Origin of the sequence: Pseudomonas sp. D4002 (genome assembly GCF_013385665.1) — a bacterium.
In the GTDB taxonomy this organism is placed as follows: Bacteria; Pseudomonadota; Gammaproteobacteria; order Pseudomonadales; family Pseudomonadaceae; genus Aquipseudomonas.
Genome location: NZ_JACAPN010000012.1, coordinates 77,466 through 93,651, shown reverse-complemented (window position 1 = coordinate 93,651; position 16,186 = coordinate 77,466). Strand labels below are relative to the sequence as shown.

Genomic DNA, 16,186 nt, shown 5'->3' with positions numbered 1-16,186 from the left:
TAGCCTATTTGTTACCTGGAATGGGCGTAGAGGTTAATACGGCTGTCAGGCAGTTGTTTGCCTATAAAAACACGCCTTTATATGAGCAGATAGATGACCGGCGCCGCCCTCGATATCGCGGCACCGGTCAGCGCTGATTCAAGCCTTGAGTGTGCGCGTCATGCGCAACGCCAACACACTGCCCGCGACGATCACCGCCGCCAGCAGGTACAGCGCCAGGTCCGTAGACCCGGTGGCATCTTTCACAAACCCGACGATATACGGGCTGAGGAACCCCGCCATCTGGCCCATGGAGTTGATCAACGCCAGACCACCCGCTGCCGCACCTGCGCTGAGCATCGCGGTTGGCACCGGCCAGAACATCGGCAGGCCGGTGAGGGCACCCATGGTGGCGATGGTCAGGCCGAGGATCGCAATGGCCGGCGTGGTTGCAAAGTTCACCGCAATCACCAGCCCGATCGCGCCCATCAGCATCGGCACCACCAGGTGCCAGCGACGCTCCTTGCGCAAGTCGGCAGAGCGGCCCACCAGCAGCATGAACACCGCCGCCAGCAGGTACGGGATCGCACTCAACCAGCCAATCACCAGGTTATCGCTGAAGCCCATGTTCTTGATGATCGATGGCAGCCAGAAGTTGATGGCGTACACACCGCTCTGGATGCAGAAGTAGATCAGGCCGAACGCCCAGATCGCCGGGTTCTTGAACACTTCCAGCAGCGAGTCGCTGGTGGTCTTCGGCTTGTTGGCCAGGTCGGTCGCCTGGTCGGCTTCCAGCACCGCGCGCTCATGGGGCGTGAGCCACTTGGCGTTGGCAAAGCTGTCGCTGAGCAGGAAGTAGGCGAGGGCGCCGAGGATCACCGTCGGCACGCCTTGCAGCAGGAACATCCACTGCCAGCCCGCAAGCCCGCCCTGGCCGGCGGCGAAGTGGTTGAGGATCCAGCCGGAGAACGGGCTGCCGAGCAGGCCGGATACCGGAATCGCCGACATGAACAGCGCCATGATCCGCCCACGGCGGAAGGTCGGGAACCACTGCGAGAGGTACAGCACCACGCCCGGGAAGAACCCGGCTTCAGCGGCGCCGGTCAGCAGGCGCAAGCCGTAGAAGTGCGTCGGTGTGGTAACGAACAACAGGCAGGTGGACAGGGCGCCCCAGACGATCATCATCAGCGCAATCCAGCGCCGTGGACCGAATTTGGTCAACGCCAGGTTGCTCGGCACGCCGCACAGCACGTAGCCGATAAAGAAGATCCCGGCACCGAGGCCGTACACGGTCTCGCTGAATTTCAGGTCGTCGAGCATCTGCAACTTGGCAAAGCCGACGTTGACGCGGTCGAGGTAGTTGAACAGGTAGCAGATGAAAATGAAGGGGATCAGGCGCAGGGTGATGCGCTTGTATACGGCGTTTTTATCGTCATCGGTGGCCTGGGTAACAGCGGCGCTCTGTGACATGGCAGTCTCTCTTTATTATGATTTTTCGCGATGCGAGGGTAACGTTGATCGCCCAACGAGTCTCGGCCACCTCAAGGGGTGCTGTCTTTGTGCTCGCGCACAGTGAAGCATGGTTTGCGCTGTGCCTATGAACAACCGGTTTTTTTCAGGAATTTAGCCCCATGTTCGAGCTGGATCATGACCTGGCGCAGGATATCGTCAATCGCACGATGGCGATCCTGCCCTATAACGTCAACGTCATGGACAGCCAGGGCCTGATACTGGGCAGCGGCGAACCCGAGCGGATCAACACCCGCCACGAAGGCGCGCAGTTGGTGCTGGCCAACGGGCGGGTGGTGGAGATCGACGGCCAGACCGCCAAGCACCTCAAGGGCGTGCAACCCGGGATCAACCTGCCGCTGCTGCACGACCAGCGCCTGATCGGCGTGCTGGGCATTACCGGTGAGCCGGAATTGCTGCGCACCTATGCCGAACTGGTGCGCATGACCGCCGAAATGCTGGTCAGCCAGCGTCACCAGCAAGCCGAGCAGCAATGGCGGCGCCAGCGCTGCGATGATCTGCTGGCACTGCTGCTGGCCGAGACCGGTGATTCACCGCGCCTGGTGGATGAAGCCCAGCAACTGGGCCTCAAGCCGCAGCTGGCGCGCACGCCGTACCTGTTCGAGCTGGGCAGCGGCCAGTCGGCCGAGGCCTTGAGCGCCTGGCTGACCTCGCGCTACCCCGACAGCTGGTGCGTCAGCTCCGCGCAGTTTTCCCTGCTGTGGTGCCGGCCTGCGTCGGTGCAAGTCGATAACCCGCGCCTGCTGGAAAAGCTCGACGGCCTGGGCTGGAACATCCTGCGGGTCGCCGTCGGCGGGCAAGCGGACGGGCTGGCCGGCCTGCGCCGTTGTTACCGGCGGGTCGGCGACCTGCTCGCCTATGGCCGTGATGTGCTGCCCGAATCGCGGTTGCTGACCCTCAATCGGTACCGCCTGCCGGTCATGCTCTGGCGCCACCGCAACGACGACGCCCTCGATGAATTGCTCAACCCGCTGCGCAAGGTACTGGCCAAGGACAGCAACGGCCAGTTGCTGGCGACCCTGCGCAGCTGGTGCGACCACGACGGCCAAAGCCAGGCCTGCGCCGATGCCCTGGGGATCCACCGCAACAGCCTGCGCTACCGCATGGAACGCATCGCCGAGCTGAGCGGCGTCGACCCGCTGACCCTCGACGGCATGCTCGCGTTGTACCTCGGCGTGCAGCTATTGCCGCAAGCTTTGTCCAAATGAACAACAAACCCCAGCCACTCTTGTGCAATGGACCGGCGTTATTGCCGGTGCCAACTGGCAGCATGGGCGTTATAAAAACCGGAGAAAGCCCATGAAAATCATCATCGCCCCCGACTCGTTCAAGGACAGCCTGAGTGCTGAAGGCGTGGCGAATGCCATTGCCGAGGGGTTGGCCAGCGTGTGGCCCGACGCCGAGCTGATCAAGTGCCCGATGGCGGACGGTGGTGAGGGCACGGTGGAATCGGTACTCGCCGCCTGCCAGGGCGAGCTGCGCACCAGCCGTGTGCAAGGGCCATTGGGCGGCAGTGTCGACGCGCATTGGGGCTGGTTGGCCGAGAGCCACACCGCAATCATCGAAATGGCCGAAGCCAGCGGCCTGCAACTCGTGCCACCGGGTCAGCGAGATGCGTGTTCCAGCAGCACCTTCGGCACCGGCGAACTGATCCGCGCCGCCCTGGATGCCGGCGCCCAGCGCATCATCCTGGCCATTGGCGGCAGCGCCACCAACGACGGCGGCGCCGGGGCGATGCTAGCCCTGGGTGTGCAGTTGTTTGATGCCGAGGGAGCAGCGCTGCCCCTTGGCGGCCTGGCGCTGGGCAAGCTGTCGCGCATCAGCCTTGAGCAACTGGACCCCCGCCTGAACGAAGTGCGCTTCGAAATCGCCGCCGACGTGAACAACCCTTTATGCGGTCCTCACGGGGCCTCGGCGATTTTTGGCCCGCAAAAGGGCGCCAATCCCCAGCAAGTCGAACAACTGGATGCGGCCCTCGGCCATTTTGCCGATCACTGCGCCAGGGTATTGCCCAAAGACGTACGCGACGAACCCGGCAGCGGCGCCGCCGGTGGCTTGGGTTTCGCCGCCAAGGCGTTCCTTGGCGCGCAGTTTCGCGCGGGTGTTGAAGTGGTCGCAGAGCTTGTTGGGCTTGAGCAAGCCGTGCGTGGCGCCGACCTGGTGATCACCGGCGAAGGCAGGTTTGATGCCCAGACCCTGCGCGGCAAGACCCCGTTTGGCGTGGCGCGGATCGCCAGGCAGCACAACGTGCCGGTGATCGTGATCGCCGGCACCCTGGGGGATGGCTACGAGCAAATGTACGCCCACGGCGTGGATGCCGCGTTCGCCTTGCCGTCCGGCCCGACTACCCTGGAACAGGCCTGCAGCGAGGCACCGCGCCTGTTGCGCGAGCGCGCCTCGGACATTGCCCGGGTCTGGAAATTGGTGGCTTCGCGTTCCCGATGAGTGCAGTGCAGGGCTCGCCATTCTGAGGCTTTGCCGCCTACACTGGTCGGCCACGTGTTTTTCAAAGGACGAAACACCATGCACACACCTGAACCCAAAATCGTGATCACGCGCTTCACCGAGGCCCACCTTGAAGGCGTCGCTGCGCTCTACAACGACCCGGCTGTCTGCCGTCAGGTGCTGCAAATGCCTTTCCAGTCGGTTGAGGCGTGGCGCAAACGCCTGGTGCAGGACAACGAGCGGCGGCTACAGCTGGTGGCGCTGCATGCCGGTGAAGTGATCGGCCAGCTGGGTTTGGAACAGTATTTGCGCGTGCGCCAAAGCCACGTCGGTTCATTCGGCATGGGCGTCGCCACCGCCTGGCAGGGCAAGGGCGTGGGCTCCCGGCTGCTGGGCGCGGCGCTGGAGGTGGCGGATAACTGGATGAACCTGCACCGGGTGGAACTCACGGTGTACGCCGACAACGAAGCCGCCCACCGGCTGTACCACAAGTTCGGCTTCGAGACCGAAGGCCGGCTGCGCGATTACGCCGTGCGTGACGGCGCGTTCGTCGACACGCTGACCATGGCGCGCATCCGCAAGCCGGCCTAGTCGTCCTGCAACGCAAACGCCACCGCAGCCTGCGCATGCAGCTCGGTGGTGTCCAGCAAGGGCAGGTCGCTGTGCTGCGGCTTGATCAACAGGCTGATTTCCGTACAGCCGAGGATGATGGCCTGGGCGCCACGGGCGGCCAAAGACTCGATCACCCGCTGGTACACCTCGCGCGATGCGTCGCTGATCACCCCGACGCACAACTCTTCGTAAATGATCCGGTGCACGGCCTGGCGCTCTTCAGCGTCCGGCACCAGCACGGTCAGCCCCTGCGCCGCCAGGCGTGACTTGAGAAACTCCTGCTCCATGGTAAATGCGGTACCCAGCAGGCCAACGCTCAGGGTGCCAGCTTCCACGGCCGCCGCGCCGGCAGCGTCTGCAATATGCAGAAACGGTATCGACACCGCCGCTTCAATCTGCGGCGCTACCAGGTGCATGGTGTTGGTACACAGCACGATGCACTCGGCGCCCCCGGCTTGCAGGCGGCGGGCGGCGTCTTCGAGGATCAGCGCCGCGTCGTCCCAGCGCCCGGCGTGCTGGGCCTGCTCCACCGGGCCGAAGTCGACGCTGTACATCAACAGTTGTGCCGAGCGCAGCGGCCCGAGCTGGTCGCGCACGTTCTGGTTGATGATGCGGTAATACTCGGCGCTGGACTCCCAGCTCATGCCGCCGATAAGGCCGATGGTGCGCATGCGATGCTCCTGAATTGGACGGGCGAGGGCACCACATTACCCGCGCGCTGCGCTTTAGTCATACGCCGGTGTGCGGCATCTGCCATGATCAAGGCTCGCAACATGGGTCACCCAAGGAACACGGCAATGGACGATGTACAACAACTGGGCGAGATGCTGCGTCATTACGCCGACAGCGAAGCCCACAAGAAACAGCAGTTCGAAGTGCAGTCGGCTCATTGGGCGCAGAAGATCGGCGAGTTGTTCGGCCAGATCGAGCAGTGGCTTGCGCCTGTGAAGACGGTCGGTTTGCTGGAAGTGCAGCGCGAGGCGTACGTGGCTTCCGGCCCCAGCGTGCCGGTGGAGACCTCCACCTTCAAGACCGAGAAACTGACCATCCATATCGCCGGCAAACCGGTGGAGTTCGTGCCGGATGTGATGGGCGCCGGCGGTTTGATTTCGCTGTCGGTGATGGGCTTGACCGCCGCCCGCTACGGCAGCATTTCCCTGGTATTGCTGCCGGGGAAAAACGACTGGCTGTGGAAGAAAACCAACGGTTTGAAAGACCCGGATACGTTCGGCTTCGATGCCAACTTCCTGGCGTTGCAGTTGCAGAGCCTGATTCCCCGCGAACGCGGCTAGTCGCTCAATGTGGTGCTTGTGTGGGAGCGGGCTTGCTCGCGAAAGCGGTGTGTCAGTCGCTGTATATGTTGACTGAACCACCGCACTCGCGAGCAAGCCCGCTCCCACAATTAGATCTCTATATTGCCCCAGTCCTGCTTTGTTTCCTCAGGCGCCACCGCGTTGACCCGCTTGCCCGTGGCCCGCTCCACCCGCCGCGCCACTTCCGGGTCATCGGCGAACGGCATCAGGCTGGCCTCATCCAGGCTCTCCTTCGACTGGCCCCGCAGGCAATACTCCACCGCGCCATACAGACTGATCACCGCCGCCAGGTTCAGCGCTATCTCCCACATCAGGCGATCTGCGCGTCAAGCTGCGCCACCTTCAAATCCGCCACTCGCACCGTGCGCCAGGTGTTGTACGCCATCAGCAACATGCCGCTGAGGAAGAACACCCCGCCGACGAATCGCACCACAAATCCCGGATGGCTGGCCTGTAACGCTTCCACAAACGAGTAGGTGAGGGTGCCGTCATCGTTCACCGCCCGCCACATCAGGCCCTGGGTGATGCCGTTGACCCACATCGACGCGATGTACAGCACCGTGCCAATGGTCGCCAGCCAGAAGTGCATATTGATCAGCCCCACACTGTGCATCTGCGCGCGCCCGAAGATTTTCGGGATCATGTGGTACAGCGAGCCAAACGTGATCATCGCCACCCAGCCCAGGGCGCCGGCGTGGACGTGGCCGATGGTCCAGTCGGTGTAATGGGAGAGGGCGTTGACGGTCTTGATCGCCATCATCGGCCCTTCAAAGGTCGACATCCCGTAGAACGCCAGCGACAGCACCAGGAAGCGCAGGATCGGGTCGGTGCGCAATTTATGCCAGGCCCCGGAAAGCGTCATCATGCCGTTGATCATCCCGCCCCAGCTCGGCGCCAGCAGGATCAGCGACATCGCCATCCCCAGCGACTGCGCCCAGTCCGGCAGCGCGGTGTAGTGCAGGTGGTGCGGACCGGCCCAGATGTACAGGGTGATCAGCGCCCAGAAGTGCACGATGGACAGGCGATAGGAATACACCGGCCGCCCGACCTGCTTCGGCACGAAGTAGTACATCATCCCCAGGAAACCGGTGGTCAGGAAGAACCCCACGGCGTTGTGCCCGTACCACCACTGCACCATAGCGTCGGTGGCCCCGGAATACACCGGGTAGGACTTGAACCAGTCCACCGGGATCGACAGGTGATTGACCACGTGCAGCATGGCGATCACCACGATGAACGCACCGAAGAACCAGTTGCCGACGTAGATGTGCCGGGTCTTGCGCTGCACCACAGTGGTGAAAAACACGATCGCATAGGCCACCCACACCACGGTCATCCACACCGCGCCGCTGAACTCGATCTCGGCGTATTCCTTGGTGGTGGTGTAACCCAGTGGCAGGCTGACCAGCATGATCACGATCACCGACTGCCAGCCCCAAAAGGTAAAGGCAGCGAGCTTGTCCGAGTACAGCCGTACCTGGCAGGTGCGCTGTACTGCGTAGTAGCTGGCGGCGAATTGCGCGCTGCCGGCAAAGCCGAAAATCACCAGGCTGGTGTGCAGCGGGCGCAGGCGGCCGAAGGTGGTCCACGGCAGGTCGAGGTTCATCTCGGGCCACACCAGTTGCGAGGCGATCCACACGCCCATGGCCATGCCGACCACGCCCCAGACGATGGTTGCAATGACGAATTGACGCACGACCTTGTAGTTGTAGGCCTGTGCGGTTGATGGTGGTTGCATGCTTAGTCCTCCCACGGTTCCAAGTGGGCGGCACTGTAGGAAGTATGGGTAGAACAATACAGACTCAGACCCGGGTCATTAATACGGATCAGCCACTAACCTGCATTTTTCGCACGTTACCCCCGTCAATAAATCGTTTGTCCAACCCCCGCCCAATGACAAAACTGCAAGTCACTCGCAAAACAACAACGATTGGGCAAAAAACCATATGCAAATCGAGCGCAACTTTTACAACGGCCACTTCGCCGAACCTGCCAGCACCGCCCAAATCGCGGTCTACAACCCCGCGACCGAGGCCCAGGTAGGCCGGGTGTCCGCCGCCACCCCTGATGAAGCCATTGCGGCCGTCGATGCCGCCGCCAGCGCACAGAAAACCTGGGGCAAGCTCACCAGCATCCAGCGCGCCGAACACCTGCGGGCTTTCGCCGCCGCCCTCGAAACCTGCGCTGAAAGCATAGGCCGGGCGCTGGCCAGCGAATCCGGCAAAAGCCTCGACGACGCCAGCAACGAAGCGCGCTACGCCGCCCAGGTCACCCGCTACCACGCCGAATGGGCACGCCGCATCGAAGGCGAAATCATCCCCAGCGACACCCCGGACGAAAACCTGTTCCTGCAACGCGAGCCGATTGGCGTCGTGGCTTGCCTGATTCCGTTCAACTACCCGGTCTATACCCTGCTGCGCAAAATCGCCCCGGCGCTGATTGCCGGCAACACCGTGGTGGTGCGCCCGAGCAACAACACGCCGTTGTCCGCCTTTGAAATCGCCCGTGCCGTCGAGCAGTCGGGCATGCCGGCCGGCGTGATCAACATCCTGACCATGGACCACGCCACCGCCGCCGCCCTGTGCACCCACAAGGCCGTGGGCCTGATCACCCTGACCGGCAGCGTCAACGCCGGGCGCATCGTGCTCGACTACTGCAAGGCCAACATCGCCAAGCCGTCCCTGGAGCTGGGCGGCAAGACCCCGGCGATCATCGAGGCCGACGCCGACCTGGAAAAAGCCGCCAGCGACATCATCGCTTCCAAGACCACCCACTGCGGCCAACTGTGCACGGCCGTCGAGCGGGTGTATGTGCAGGAAAGCGTCTATGACCGATTCCTGGCCCTGCTCAAGGCCAAGATCGGCGCCGTCAAATTCGGTGACCGTGCCACGGATGCGGGCCTGATGGGCCCACTGGTCAACGCCAGCTCCCGGCAGAATATTCACGCCATGGTCGAGCGCGCCATCGCCGACGGTGCTGTACTGGAAACAGGCGGCGTACTCCCCGAAGGACCGGGCCATTTCTACCCGCCGACGCTGCTCAGCGCCTGCCGCCAAGACATGGAAATCATCCAGGAAGAAATCTTCGGCCCGGTGCTGCCGGTGCTCAAGTACCGCGATATCGACGAAGCGCTGGCCATGGCCAACGATCACCAGTTCGGCCTGTCGTCGGTGCTCTATACCGAGAACTACCGCACGGCCATGAAAGTCGCCAACGCCATCGAGGCCGGCGAGTTGTACGTCAATCGCACCCCGGCCGACCCTTACCAGGGTTTCCACGCCGGCTGGAAACGCTCAGGGCTGGGCGGCGATGACGGCAAGCACGGGATGCTTGAATTCACCCAGACCCGTTTGGTGGTCATGAAGTACTGATTCACCGACCACCGGCTTCACCTCAATAAAAACAATTATCGGGGCACCTGCACAGTGGGTGCCCGAGGTCTACAAGATGTCCAAGCCTGCACCCGTTGCCCAGGGTTTCGATGCCGTGTCCGCGGCTAAAAGCGACAAGGCCAGTCGCTACTTCCAATTGATGTTGCTGGTATTGGCTGCCGGGGCGATCTACCCGATCCTCTACCTGCGCCAGGTCTACCAGACCACCATGCTCGAGGTGTTCCAGATCAACCACAGCCAGCTGGGTTATCTGTACTCGATGCTCGGTACGATCTTCCTGCTCAGCTACCTGCCGAGCGGCTGGTTGGCCGATCGCCTGCCGCCACGCTTCCTGATCTTCTTTTCGTTGGTGGCCACCGGGGCCCTGGGTATCTGGTACTCCACTGTGCCGTCGATGACCGGCCTGATGATCATCTTCGGCTGCTGGGGCCTGACCACCGGCCTGACCTTCTGGGCTTCGGTGCTCAAGCGGGTGAAGATGATCGCCCATCACAGTGAGCAGGGCCGTTTCTTCGGCATCCTCGACGGCGGCCGTGGCCTGGTGGAAGCCTTGCTGGCGACCGTGGCCCTGGGGCTGTTCGCCTACGCCACCGAGACCCGCAGCCAAACTGCGGCCGAAGGCTTCAAGCACGTGGTCTACCTGTATTCGTTCGTGTGTATCGCCATTGGTTGTGTGCTGGTGCTGCTCAAGGACCCCAAGTCCATGGCCGAAACTGCGGCGGTGGAGAAGGGCAAGTTCAACCTGATCGCCGACCTCACCACCCTGGTGAAAATCCCCGAGCTGTGGCTGGTGACCGCCATCGTGTTCTGCGGTTACCACATGTTCTGGGCCACCTACAGCTTCTCCGATTACCTGCAAGGCAGCGGCATGACCGCCGTGATGGCCGGCACCATCACCACCATCAAGTTGTGGATGCGACCCATCGGCGGGATCGGCGGCGGCTGGCTGGGGGACAAGTTTTCGAACATCTCGGTGCTGATCGTCGCGCTGATGCTGGTGACCCTGGCGATGGTCGGCCTGATCGTGTTCCCGGCCATTGGCAGCCTCGGCTTGCTGATCGGCACGGTGATCTTTATCGGCCTGATGACCTACGCGATTCGCGGCCTGTACTGGGCGATCCTCGACAGCTGCGACATCCCGCTGCGCATCACCGGCCTGGCCATCGGCATCGTCTCGGTGGTGGGTTACCTGCCGGACACCTTTATCCCGCTGATCAATGGCTACCTCACCGACACATACCCGGGGCAGGTCGGCTACAACCTGTACTTCGGCTACATCGCCTTCATCGGCGTGCTCGGGACCCTCGCGGCCCTGACCTTGCGCGCCCGGATCAATCGTAAAAAATTCAACCAGACAGGTGCCTGAGATGAAAATCGTCGCCCTTGAAACCCATATTGTCGCCGTACCGCCACCGCACATCGGCGGCATGTACTGGCTGTTCGTCAAACTGAAAACCGACTGCGGCATCGAAGGCGTGGGCGAGATCTACGCCGCCACCTTCGGCCCCAAGGCCATGCTGCCGATCATCGAGGACGTGTTCGAGCGCTACCTGCTCAACCAAGACCCGCACCACATCGAGCGCTTCTTCCGCCAGGCGTACTCCAGCGGCTTCACCCAGCGTCCCGACCTGACCATGATGGGCGTGGTCAGCGGCCTGGAAATGGCCTGCTGGGACATCATCGGCAAGGCCGCCAACAAGCCGGTCTATGAGTTGCTGGGGGGCAAGGTCAACGAGCGCCTGCGTTCCTACACCTACCTGTACCCGGTCAACAGCAAGGGCGAGTACGACTATGACGACCCGGACCTGGCCGCCGAATGCGCGATCGAGAACATGAACAAGGGCTTCACCGCCGTGAAGTTCGACCCGGCAGGCCCGTACACCGCGTACTCCGGCCACCAGATCTCCCTGGAAGTGCTGGAACGCTGCGAAACCTTCTGCCGCAAGATTCGCGAGGCGGTGGGCGACAAGTGCGACCTGCTGTTCGGCACCCACGGGCAGATGGTGCCGTCGTCGGCGATTCGCCTGGCCAAGCGCCTGGAGAAATACGACCCGCTGTGGTTCGAAGAACCGGTGCCACCAGGCCAGGAAGAGGCCATGGCCCAGGTCGCGGCCAAGACCAGCATTCCCATCGCCACCGGCGAGCGCCTGACCACCAAGTACGAGTTCTTCAAGCTCTTGCAGGCCGGTGGTGCATCGATCCTGCAAATGAACGTGGCGCGCTGCGGCGGCCTGCTGGAAGCCAAGAAAATCGCGAGCATGGCCGAGGCCTACTACGCGCAGATCGCCCCGCACCTGTACAACGGACCGATCGGCGCAGCGGCGAGTTTCCAGTTGGCCACGTGCACGCCGAACTTCCTGATCCAGGAAAGCATCATGACCTGGGGCGGCTTCCATGCCGAAGTGCTGACCAAGCCGCTGCAATGGGAGGACGGCTACATCATCCCGTCCACCGAGCCGGGCCTTGGGGTGGAGCTGAACATGGACGTGGTGCGCAAGCACACGCCGTACACCGGCGAGCGGCTGCACCTGCAAATGGCGCCCACGCCTGCTGACGTGAAAGACACTTCGCCCGCCAAGGGCTAAAAAAAACGACTTATGCGGTAACCGTGAATGACATACGACTACATCATCGCCGGCGCCGGCGCCGCAGGTTGCGTCCTGGCCAACCGACTCTCCGCCTCGGGCGAGCATTCGGTATTGCTGCTGGAAGCCGGCGGCAAGGACAGCTCCTGGTGGTTCAAGATCCCGGTCGGTTTCGCCAAGATGTACTACAACCCGACCTTCAACTGGATGTACTACAGCCAGCCGCAAAAACAGCTGGCCGACCGTGCCATCTATGCCCCGCGGGGCAAGGTGCAGGGCGGTTCCGGCTCGATCAACGCCATGATCTACGTGCGCGGCCAGGCCCATGATTTCGATGACTGGGCGGCTAATGGCAACGACGGCTGGGGCTTCAAGGACGTGCTGCCGTACTTCCGCAAGCTGGAAAATCACCCCCTGGGCGACACCGAATACCACGGCAGCAGCGGCCCCATCAGCATCACCCCGATGAAGGGCCAGACCCATGCCATCTGCGATGTATTTCTCAAGGGCTGCGAGCAATTGGGCTATGGCCTGAGCGATGACTTCAACGGGCCGAACTTCGAAGGTGCGGGCCTCTACGACGTCAACACCCGCAACGGTGAGCGCTGCTCCAGCAGCTTTGCGCACCTGCACCCGGCGTTGGGTAGGCCGAACCTGACCGTGGAGTTGCATGCGCTGGTAGACCGCGTGCTGTTCGACGATCAACAACGCGCCACCGGCATCAGCGTGACCCAGCACGGCGTGGTTCGCACCTTCAGCGCGCGCAAGGAAGTGATCCTGTGCGCCGGGGCGGTGGATACGCCGAAGATCCTGCAACTGTCGGGTGTGGCGGACAAGCAATTGCTCGCCGAACACAACATCCCGCTGGTCAAGGACCTGCCTGCAGTGGGGCAGAACCTGCAGGACCACCTCTGCGCCAGTTATTACTACAAGGCCAATATCCCGACCCTGAACGACCAGCTCAGTTCGCTGTTTGGCCAGTTCAAACTCGGCCTCAAATACCTGCTGACCCGCAAGGGCGCGCTGGCCATGAGCGTCAACCAGGCCGGCGGGTTCTTTCGCGGCAACGAAGGGCAGGCGCACCCCAATCTGCAGCTGTACTTCAACCCGCTGTCGTACCAGATCCCGAAAAACAACAAGGCCAGCCTCAAGCCCGAGCCGTATTCAGGCTTCCTGCTGTGCTTCAACCCGTGCCGGCCTACCAGCCGCGGGACGATCCGCATCGCCTCGAAAAACCCACGGGACGCGGCCTTGATCGACCCCAACTACCTGAGTACCCGGAAGGACATCGACGAGGTGATCCAGGGCAGCCGGCTGATGCGCAAGATCATGCAGGCGCCGGCGCTCAAGGGCGTGACGGTGGCCGAGGTATTGCCGGGGCCGGCGGTGCAAACCGATGAGCAGATGCTGCAGTACTTCCGCGAGAACAGTGGCTCGATCTATCACCTGTGTGGCTCTTGCGCCATGGGCTCGGACCCGCTGGTGTCGGTGGTGGACAAGCGCCTGAAGGTGCACGGGATGCAAGGGCTGCGGATTGTCGATGCGTCGATTTTCCCCAACGTGACCTCGGGCAATACCCATGCGGCGGTGTTGATGGTGGCGGAGAAGGGCGCGGATCTGATCCTGCAGGATGCCTGAATTGATCGTTCCCACGCTCTGCGTGGGAATGCATCCTGTGACGCTCCGCGTCACGACTTCAAGAGCAGACGCGGAGCGTCCAGGGCGGCGTTCCCACGCGGAGCGTGGGAACGATCATAGAGAGACCGTGTTTTGCCACTGGGCAACCGTTTCGGCACTGATGCTTACCCCACCACACACAATCACCACCACATCCTCAATCCCGGCAATCGCCCCATGCTCCAGATACGCCACGGCCAACGAAACCCCACATGCCGGTTCCACCAACTGGCGTAAATCATCGGCGTACCGCGCCACACCCATCATCGCGTCGGCATCACTCAACACCACGCATTGATGGGCAAACCTGCCGATATGCTGCACCGGCCACGTCGCCACCTGGGTCGCGGCCAACGACTTGGCCACGGTATCGATCTTCGCCAGCCGCACGGGCTTTCCAGCCTCTACGGCAGCAGCAAACGAAGCCGCGCCCGCCGTTTCACACGCAATCACCTTGCAGCCGAACCGCCCATGACGCTCCAGGCCCGTCAGAACGCCCGCGAGCAGTCCACCGCCGCCCACCGAGGTCACGATGGCGCCCACCTGAGGGCAGTCCTCAAGAATCTCATCGATCATGCTGCTGTGGCCTTCCCACAACAGCGGGTGATCAAAGGCCGGCACATACAGTGCCTCAGGTGCTTTGGAGAGTTGCAGCGCCAGCTCATTGGATTGATCCCACAGATCACCGTGCACCACCACCTCGGCCCCGGCCTGGCGGATGCGTGCGCAGGTGGCTTCGGGGGTGGTGGTCGGCACCACGATCCGCGCCTGTAACCCCAGGCCGCGCGCCGCGAAGGCCGTGGCCAGCCCGGCATTGCCGCCGGAGGGGCATACCACCGTGGTCTTGCCCTGGCTCGCCGCGTAGGCGCACAGCGTGGTCATGCCGCGCAACTTGAACGAGCCACAGGGTTGCAGGTTCTCGAGCTTCAGCCAGACCCGCCGGGTAGCGGTAGACAAGCCGGGGTGCAGGATCAACGGGGTGCGAATCGGCAGCATTTCACAAGTTCCTTTTGGGTGAGGCTGCCATCCTACCTCAGCTCGTGGCTGCCAACAGGGGTTCGGCCGGTGTCCTGCGGCGCGTCACATGGCTGATGCCCATGATGATCAATGGCGTGAACAGGGCGATGTAGGCGTTGTCGATGCCCCACGGATTACCGGCGAGGAACCAGCCCACGGTCGCGAGCAACGAGGCAATGATGCTCAGGAATGCCCCGGCCGCCGTGCCGAATTTCGGCGCGTAGAACACCATCAACACCAGCACGGCCAGGGAGGCGCGTAACGCCTTGCCGAGGAAGGCGATCATCAGCACCTTGTCCGAGGTCAGTGCCAGGGCAATCGGCAACAGGCCGACAGCGATGGTCGCCAGGCGCACGAAGCGCAGGGACTTGGCGTCGCTTTTTTCCGGGTTGAACCATGGCTCGTAGAAGTCCCGCAGCAACAACGTCGCCGAGCCCATGCTCACCGCCGAAATGGTGCCGAACAGCGAGCCGGCAAGGCCTGCCACCACCAGCCCGGCCGTCAGTTGGTCCATGCTGGCGATCAGGGTGGGGAAGGCTTGCAGGGAGTCGACATGGGGGAACAGCACCGCGCTGCACATACCGATCAGTGCTGCGCCGATGCCGAACGGCACCATCAGCACCGCCACGTAGAAACAGGCGCGCTGGGCCTTGCCTGCATGGCTGACGGTGTTCACCGCCTGGATTACGTATTGGGTGGAGAAGATCGAACCGATCCCGGCGATCATCCAGGCGATGATCTGGCCCCAACCCACGGCGGTCCAGTCAAACATGCTGGCGGGCAATTGCGCTTGCAGCTGGCCGATGCCGCCCACCTGCTTCAAGCCGAACCACAAGGCCAGGCCGACGCCCAGGTATTTCAGGGCGGCGTGGACGAAGTTGGTGTAGATCACTGAGCGCATGCCGCCGATGCTGACGTATGCCACCGAGACTACGCCGACGATCACGATCGCCAGGGTTCGGTCTACTTGCATCACGCTGGCCAATACGGCGCCGCCGCTGGCGTAGATCGAGACGGCGACGATCTCCAGGGCAAAGATGGTGATGATCGACGTGGCGAAGCGGGTGCGTTGGCCGTAGTTGCGCGCGAGTACGCCGGAGATGGTGTTGTCGCCCAGGTCCTTGTATTTGCGCGCCAGTAGCCAGGCGAAGAGTACGAAGCCCAGGGCCAGGGCGAACAGGTTCCATGCGGCGGAGATGCCGACCTTGAAGCCGGTTTGGGCGGTGCCGATGCTGACTGCGGTGCCGATAAATTCCGAGAGCATCAGGAAGCCGATCAGGAACGCCGGGAAGTGGCCGCCGCCGGTGGTGTAGTTGTTGGCGCTGCGGGAGTGGCGGCGCACGCCGTAGCTGATCAGTGCCAGGCTGAGCATGTACAGGCCGGTGATGGACAGTACGATCCATGAGGAGTGGGTGGGCATTTTTTTATACTCTTTAGGTATTTTTGTAATTGTGGGTAGTTTCCTCTGCTGGTTTTGCTTTCGTCTAATATCGGGTTGGTATGGTTTGATACTCTTTTGGTATGGGTGTATATCCGTTATCTGGGTAACGGCTACCTATGGTTTCGCTCTTACAGCGAGGGCCGCTGCGCAATACCTGCGTTCGGCCTCGAGCTTATTGGGGCAGTCAGATCAAGA

At 62.6% G+C, this 16,186-nt stretch carries 14 protein-coding genes; 8 read left to right on the top strand and 6 right to left on the bottom strand.

Going from position 1 to position 16,186, the window contains the following annotated elements; genetic code table 11:
* Positions 1–138: 138 nt before the first annotated feature.
* A complete protein-coding gene (locus HX824_RS05155) occupies positions 139–1,449 on the bottom strand; it encodes an MFS transporter (RefSeq protein ID WP_003212559.1) in 1,311 nt (436 codons plus the stop codon).
* Between the two features lie 161 nt (positions 1,450–1,610).
* Here HX824_RS05155 and HX824_RS05150 point away from each other — a divergent pair, with 161 nt between their 5' ends.
* The 3 genes from HX824_RS05150 to HX824_RS05140 all read left to right on the top strand — a co-directional run bounded on the left by HX824_RS05150 (position 1,611) and on the right by HX824_RS05140 (position 4,545).
* Entirely contained in the window at positions 1,611–2,717 is a 1,107-nt protein-coding gene (locus HX824_RS05150) for a sugar diacid recognition domain-containing protein (RefSeq protein ID WP_003212558.1), read from the top strand.
* A gap of 91 nt (positions 2,718–2,808) precedes the next feature.
* Positions 2,809–3,954 carry a glycerate kinase gene (locus tag HX824_RS05145; protein ID WP_177054225.1) on the top strand — a complete coding sequence of 382 codons (1,146 nt, stop codon included), beginning with the start codon at positions 2,809–2,811 and terminating at the stop codon, positions 3,952–3,954.
* 78 nt (positions 3,955–4,032) lie between these two features.
* Positions 4,033–4,545 (top strand): GNAT family N-acetyltransferase, encoded by a 513-nt coding sequence (locus HX824_RS05140; protein WP_177020103.1) that lies wholly within the window; start codon positions 4,033–4,035, stop codon positions 4,543–4,545.
* Here the strand turns inward: HX824_RS05140 and HX824_RS05135 are convergent.
* Positions 4,542–5,237, bottom strand: coding sequence for an aspartate/glutamate racemase family protein (locus tag HX824_RS05135; protein WP_008432548.1), 696 nt, complete (start codon positions 5,235–5,237; stop codon positions 4,542–4,544). The genes HX824_RS05140 and HX824_RS05135 overlap by 4 nt on opposite strands.
* A gap of 126 nt (positions 5,238–5,363) precedes the next feature.
* Between HX824_RS05135 and HX824_RS05130 the strand changes: the two genes are divergently transcribed.
* Positions 5,364–5,858, top strand: coding sequence for a hypothetical protein (locus HX824_RS05130; RefSeq protein WP_003212554.1), 495 nt, complete (start codon positions 5,364–5,366; stop codon positions 5,856–5,858).
* 110 nt (positions 5,859–5,968) lie between these two features.
* Here the strand turns inward: HX824_RS05130 and HX824_RS05125 are convergent, their stop codons facing one another.
* Both HX824_RS05125 and ccoN read right to left on the bottom strand, forming a co-directional pair.
* Positions 5,969–6,190: a cbb3-type cytochrome c oxidase subunit 3 gene (locus HX824_RS05125; protein ID WP_008432549.1), complete on the bottom strand. Its 222-nt coding sequence runs from the start codon at positions 6,188–6,190 to the stop codon at positions 5,969–5,971.
* Entirely contained in the window at positions 6,190–7,617 is a 1,428-nt protein-coding gene (ccoN, locus tag HX824_RS05120; protein WP_003212552.1) for a cytochrome-c oxidase, cbb3-type subunit I, read from the bottom strand. The genes HX824_RS05125 and ccoN overlap by 1 nt, the downstream gene beginning before the upstream one ends.
* A gap of 208 nt (positions 7,618–7,825) precedes the next feature.
* On the opposite strand from ccoN, the gene aldA reads away from it, so the two are divergent.
* The 4 genes from aldA (at position 7,826) to HX824_RS05100 (ending at position 13,494) form a co-directional block, all read left to right on the top strand.
* Positions 7,826–9,250: an aldehyde dehydrogenase gene (aldA, locus tag HX824_RS05115; protein ID WP_177054224.1), complete on the top strand. Its 1,425-nt coding sequence runs from the start codon at positions 7,826–7,828 to the stop codon at positions 9,248–9,250.
* A 76-nt stretch (positions 9,251–9,326) separates the two neighbouring features.
* On the top strand, positions 9,327–10,637 hold the full coding sequence (locus HX824_RS05110) for a nitrate/nitrite transporter (RefSeq protein WP_008432552.1): 1,311 nt from the start codon (positions 9,327–9,329) through the stop codon (positions 10,635–10,637).
* A gap of 1 nt (position 10,638) precedes the next feature.
* The gene (locus HX824_RS05105; protein WP_177054223.1) at positions 10,639–11,856 is read left to right on the top strand and encodes a mandelate racemase/muconate lactonizing enzyme family protein; all 1,218 of its coding nucleotides are present in this window, start codon (positions 10,639–10,641) and stop codon (positions 11,854–11,856) included.
* A gap of 27 nt (positions 11,857–11,883) precedes the next feature.
* On the top strand, positions 11,884–13,494 hold the full coding sequence (locus tag HX824_RS05100) for a GMC family oxidoreductase (protein ID WP_177054222.1): 1,611 nt from the start codon (positions 11,884–11,886) through the stop codon (positions 13,492–13,494).
* Between the two features lie 114 nt (positions 13,495–13,608).
* Here HX824_RS05100 and HX824_RS05095 read toward each other — a convergent pair whose 3' ends face one another.
* The gene (locus HX824_RS05095) at positions 13,609–14,529 is read right to left on the bottom strand and encodes a pyridoxal-phosphate dependent enzyme (protein ID WP_177054221.1); all 921 of its coding nucleotides are present in this window, start codon (positions 14,527–14,529) and stop codon (positions 13,609–13,611) included.
* A 37-nt stretch (positions 14,530–14,566) separates the two neighbouring features.
* Positions 14,567–15,970 (bottom strand): sodium:solute symporter family protein, encoded by a 1,404-nt coding sequence (locus tag HX824_RS05090; RefSeq protein WP_177054220.1) that lies wholly within the window; start codon positions 15,968–15,970, stop codon positions 14,567–14,569.
* Positions 15,971–16,186 lie beyond the last annotated feature (216 nt).

Excerpts from the sequence above, each read along its gene's own strand:
- HX824_RS05155 (WP_003212559.1), bottom strand. The coding sequence starts at position 1,449 with ATGTCACAGAGCGCCGCTGTTACCCAGGCCACCGATGACGATAAAAAC.
- HX824_RS05150 (WP_003212558.1), top strand. The coding sequence starts at position 1,611 with ATGTTCGAGCTGGATCATGACCTGGCGCAGGATATCGTCAATCGCACG.
- HX824_RS05145 (WP_177054225.1), top strand. The coding sequence starts at position 2,809 with ATGAAAATCATCATCGCCCCCGACTCGTTCAAGGACAGCCTGAGTGCT.
- HX824_RS05140 (WP_177020103.1), top strand. The coding sequence starts at position 4,033 with ATGCACACACCTGAACCCAAAATCGTGATCACGCGCTTCACCGAGGCC.
- HX824_RS05135 (WP_008432548.1), bottom strand. The coding sequence starts at position 5,237 with ATGCGCACCATCGGCCTTATCGGCGGCATGAGCTGGGAGTCCAGCGCC.
- HX824_RS05130 (WP_003212554.1), top strand. The coding sequence starts at position 5,364 with ATGGACGATGTACAACAACTGGGCGAGATGCTGCGTCATTACGCCGAC.
- HX824_RS05125 (WP_008432549.1), bottom strand. The coding sequence starts at position 6,190 with ATGTGGGAGATAGCGCTGAACCTGGCGGCGGTGATCAGTCTGTATGGC.
- ccoN (WP_003212552.1), bottom strand. The coding sequence starts at position 7,617 with ATGCAACCACCATCAACCGCACAGGCCTACAACTACAAGGTCGTGCGT.
- aldA (WP_177054224.1), top strand. The coding sequence starts at position 7,826 with ATGCAAATCGAGCGCAACTTTTACAACGGCCACTTCGCCGAACCTGCC.
- HX824_RS05110 (WP_008432552.1), top strand. The coding sequence starts at position 9,327 with ATGTCCAAGCCTGCACCCGTTGCCCAGGGTTTCGATGCCGTGTCCGCG.
- HX824_RS05105 (WP_177054223.1), top strand. The coding sequence starts at position 10,639 with ATGAAAATCGTCGCCCTTGAAACCCATATTGTCGCCGTACCGCCACCG.
- HX824_RS05100 (WP_177054222.1), top strand. The coding sequence starts at position 11,884 with ATGACATACGACTACATCATCGCCGGCGCCGGCGCCGCAGGTTGCGTC.
- HX824_RS05095 (WP_177054221.1), bottom strand. The coding sequence starts at position 14,529 with ATGCTGCCGATTCGCACCCCGTTGATCCTGCACCCCGGCTTGTCTACC.
- HX824_RS05090 (WP_177054220.1), bottom strand. The coding sequence starts at position 15,970 with ATGCCCACCCACTCCTCATGGATCGTACTGTCCATCACCGGCCTGTAC.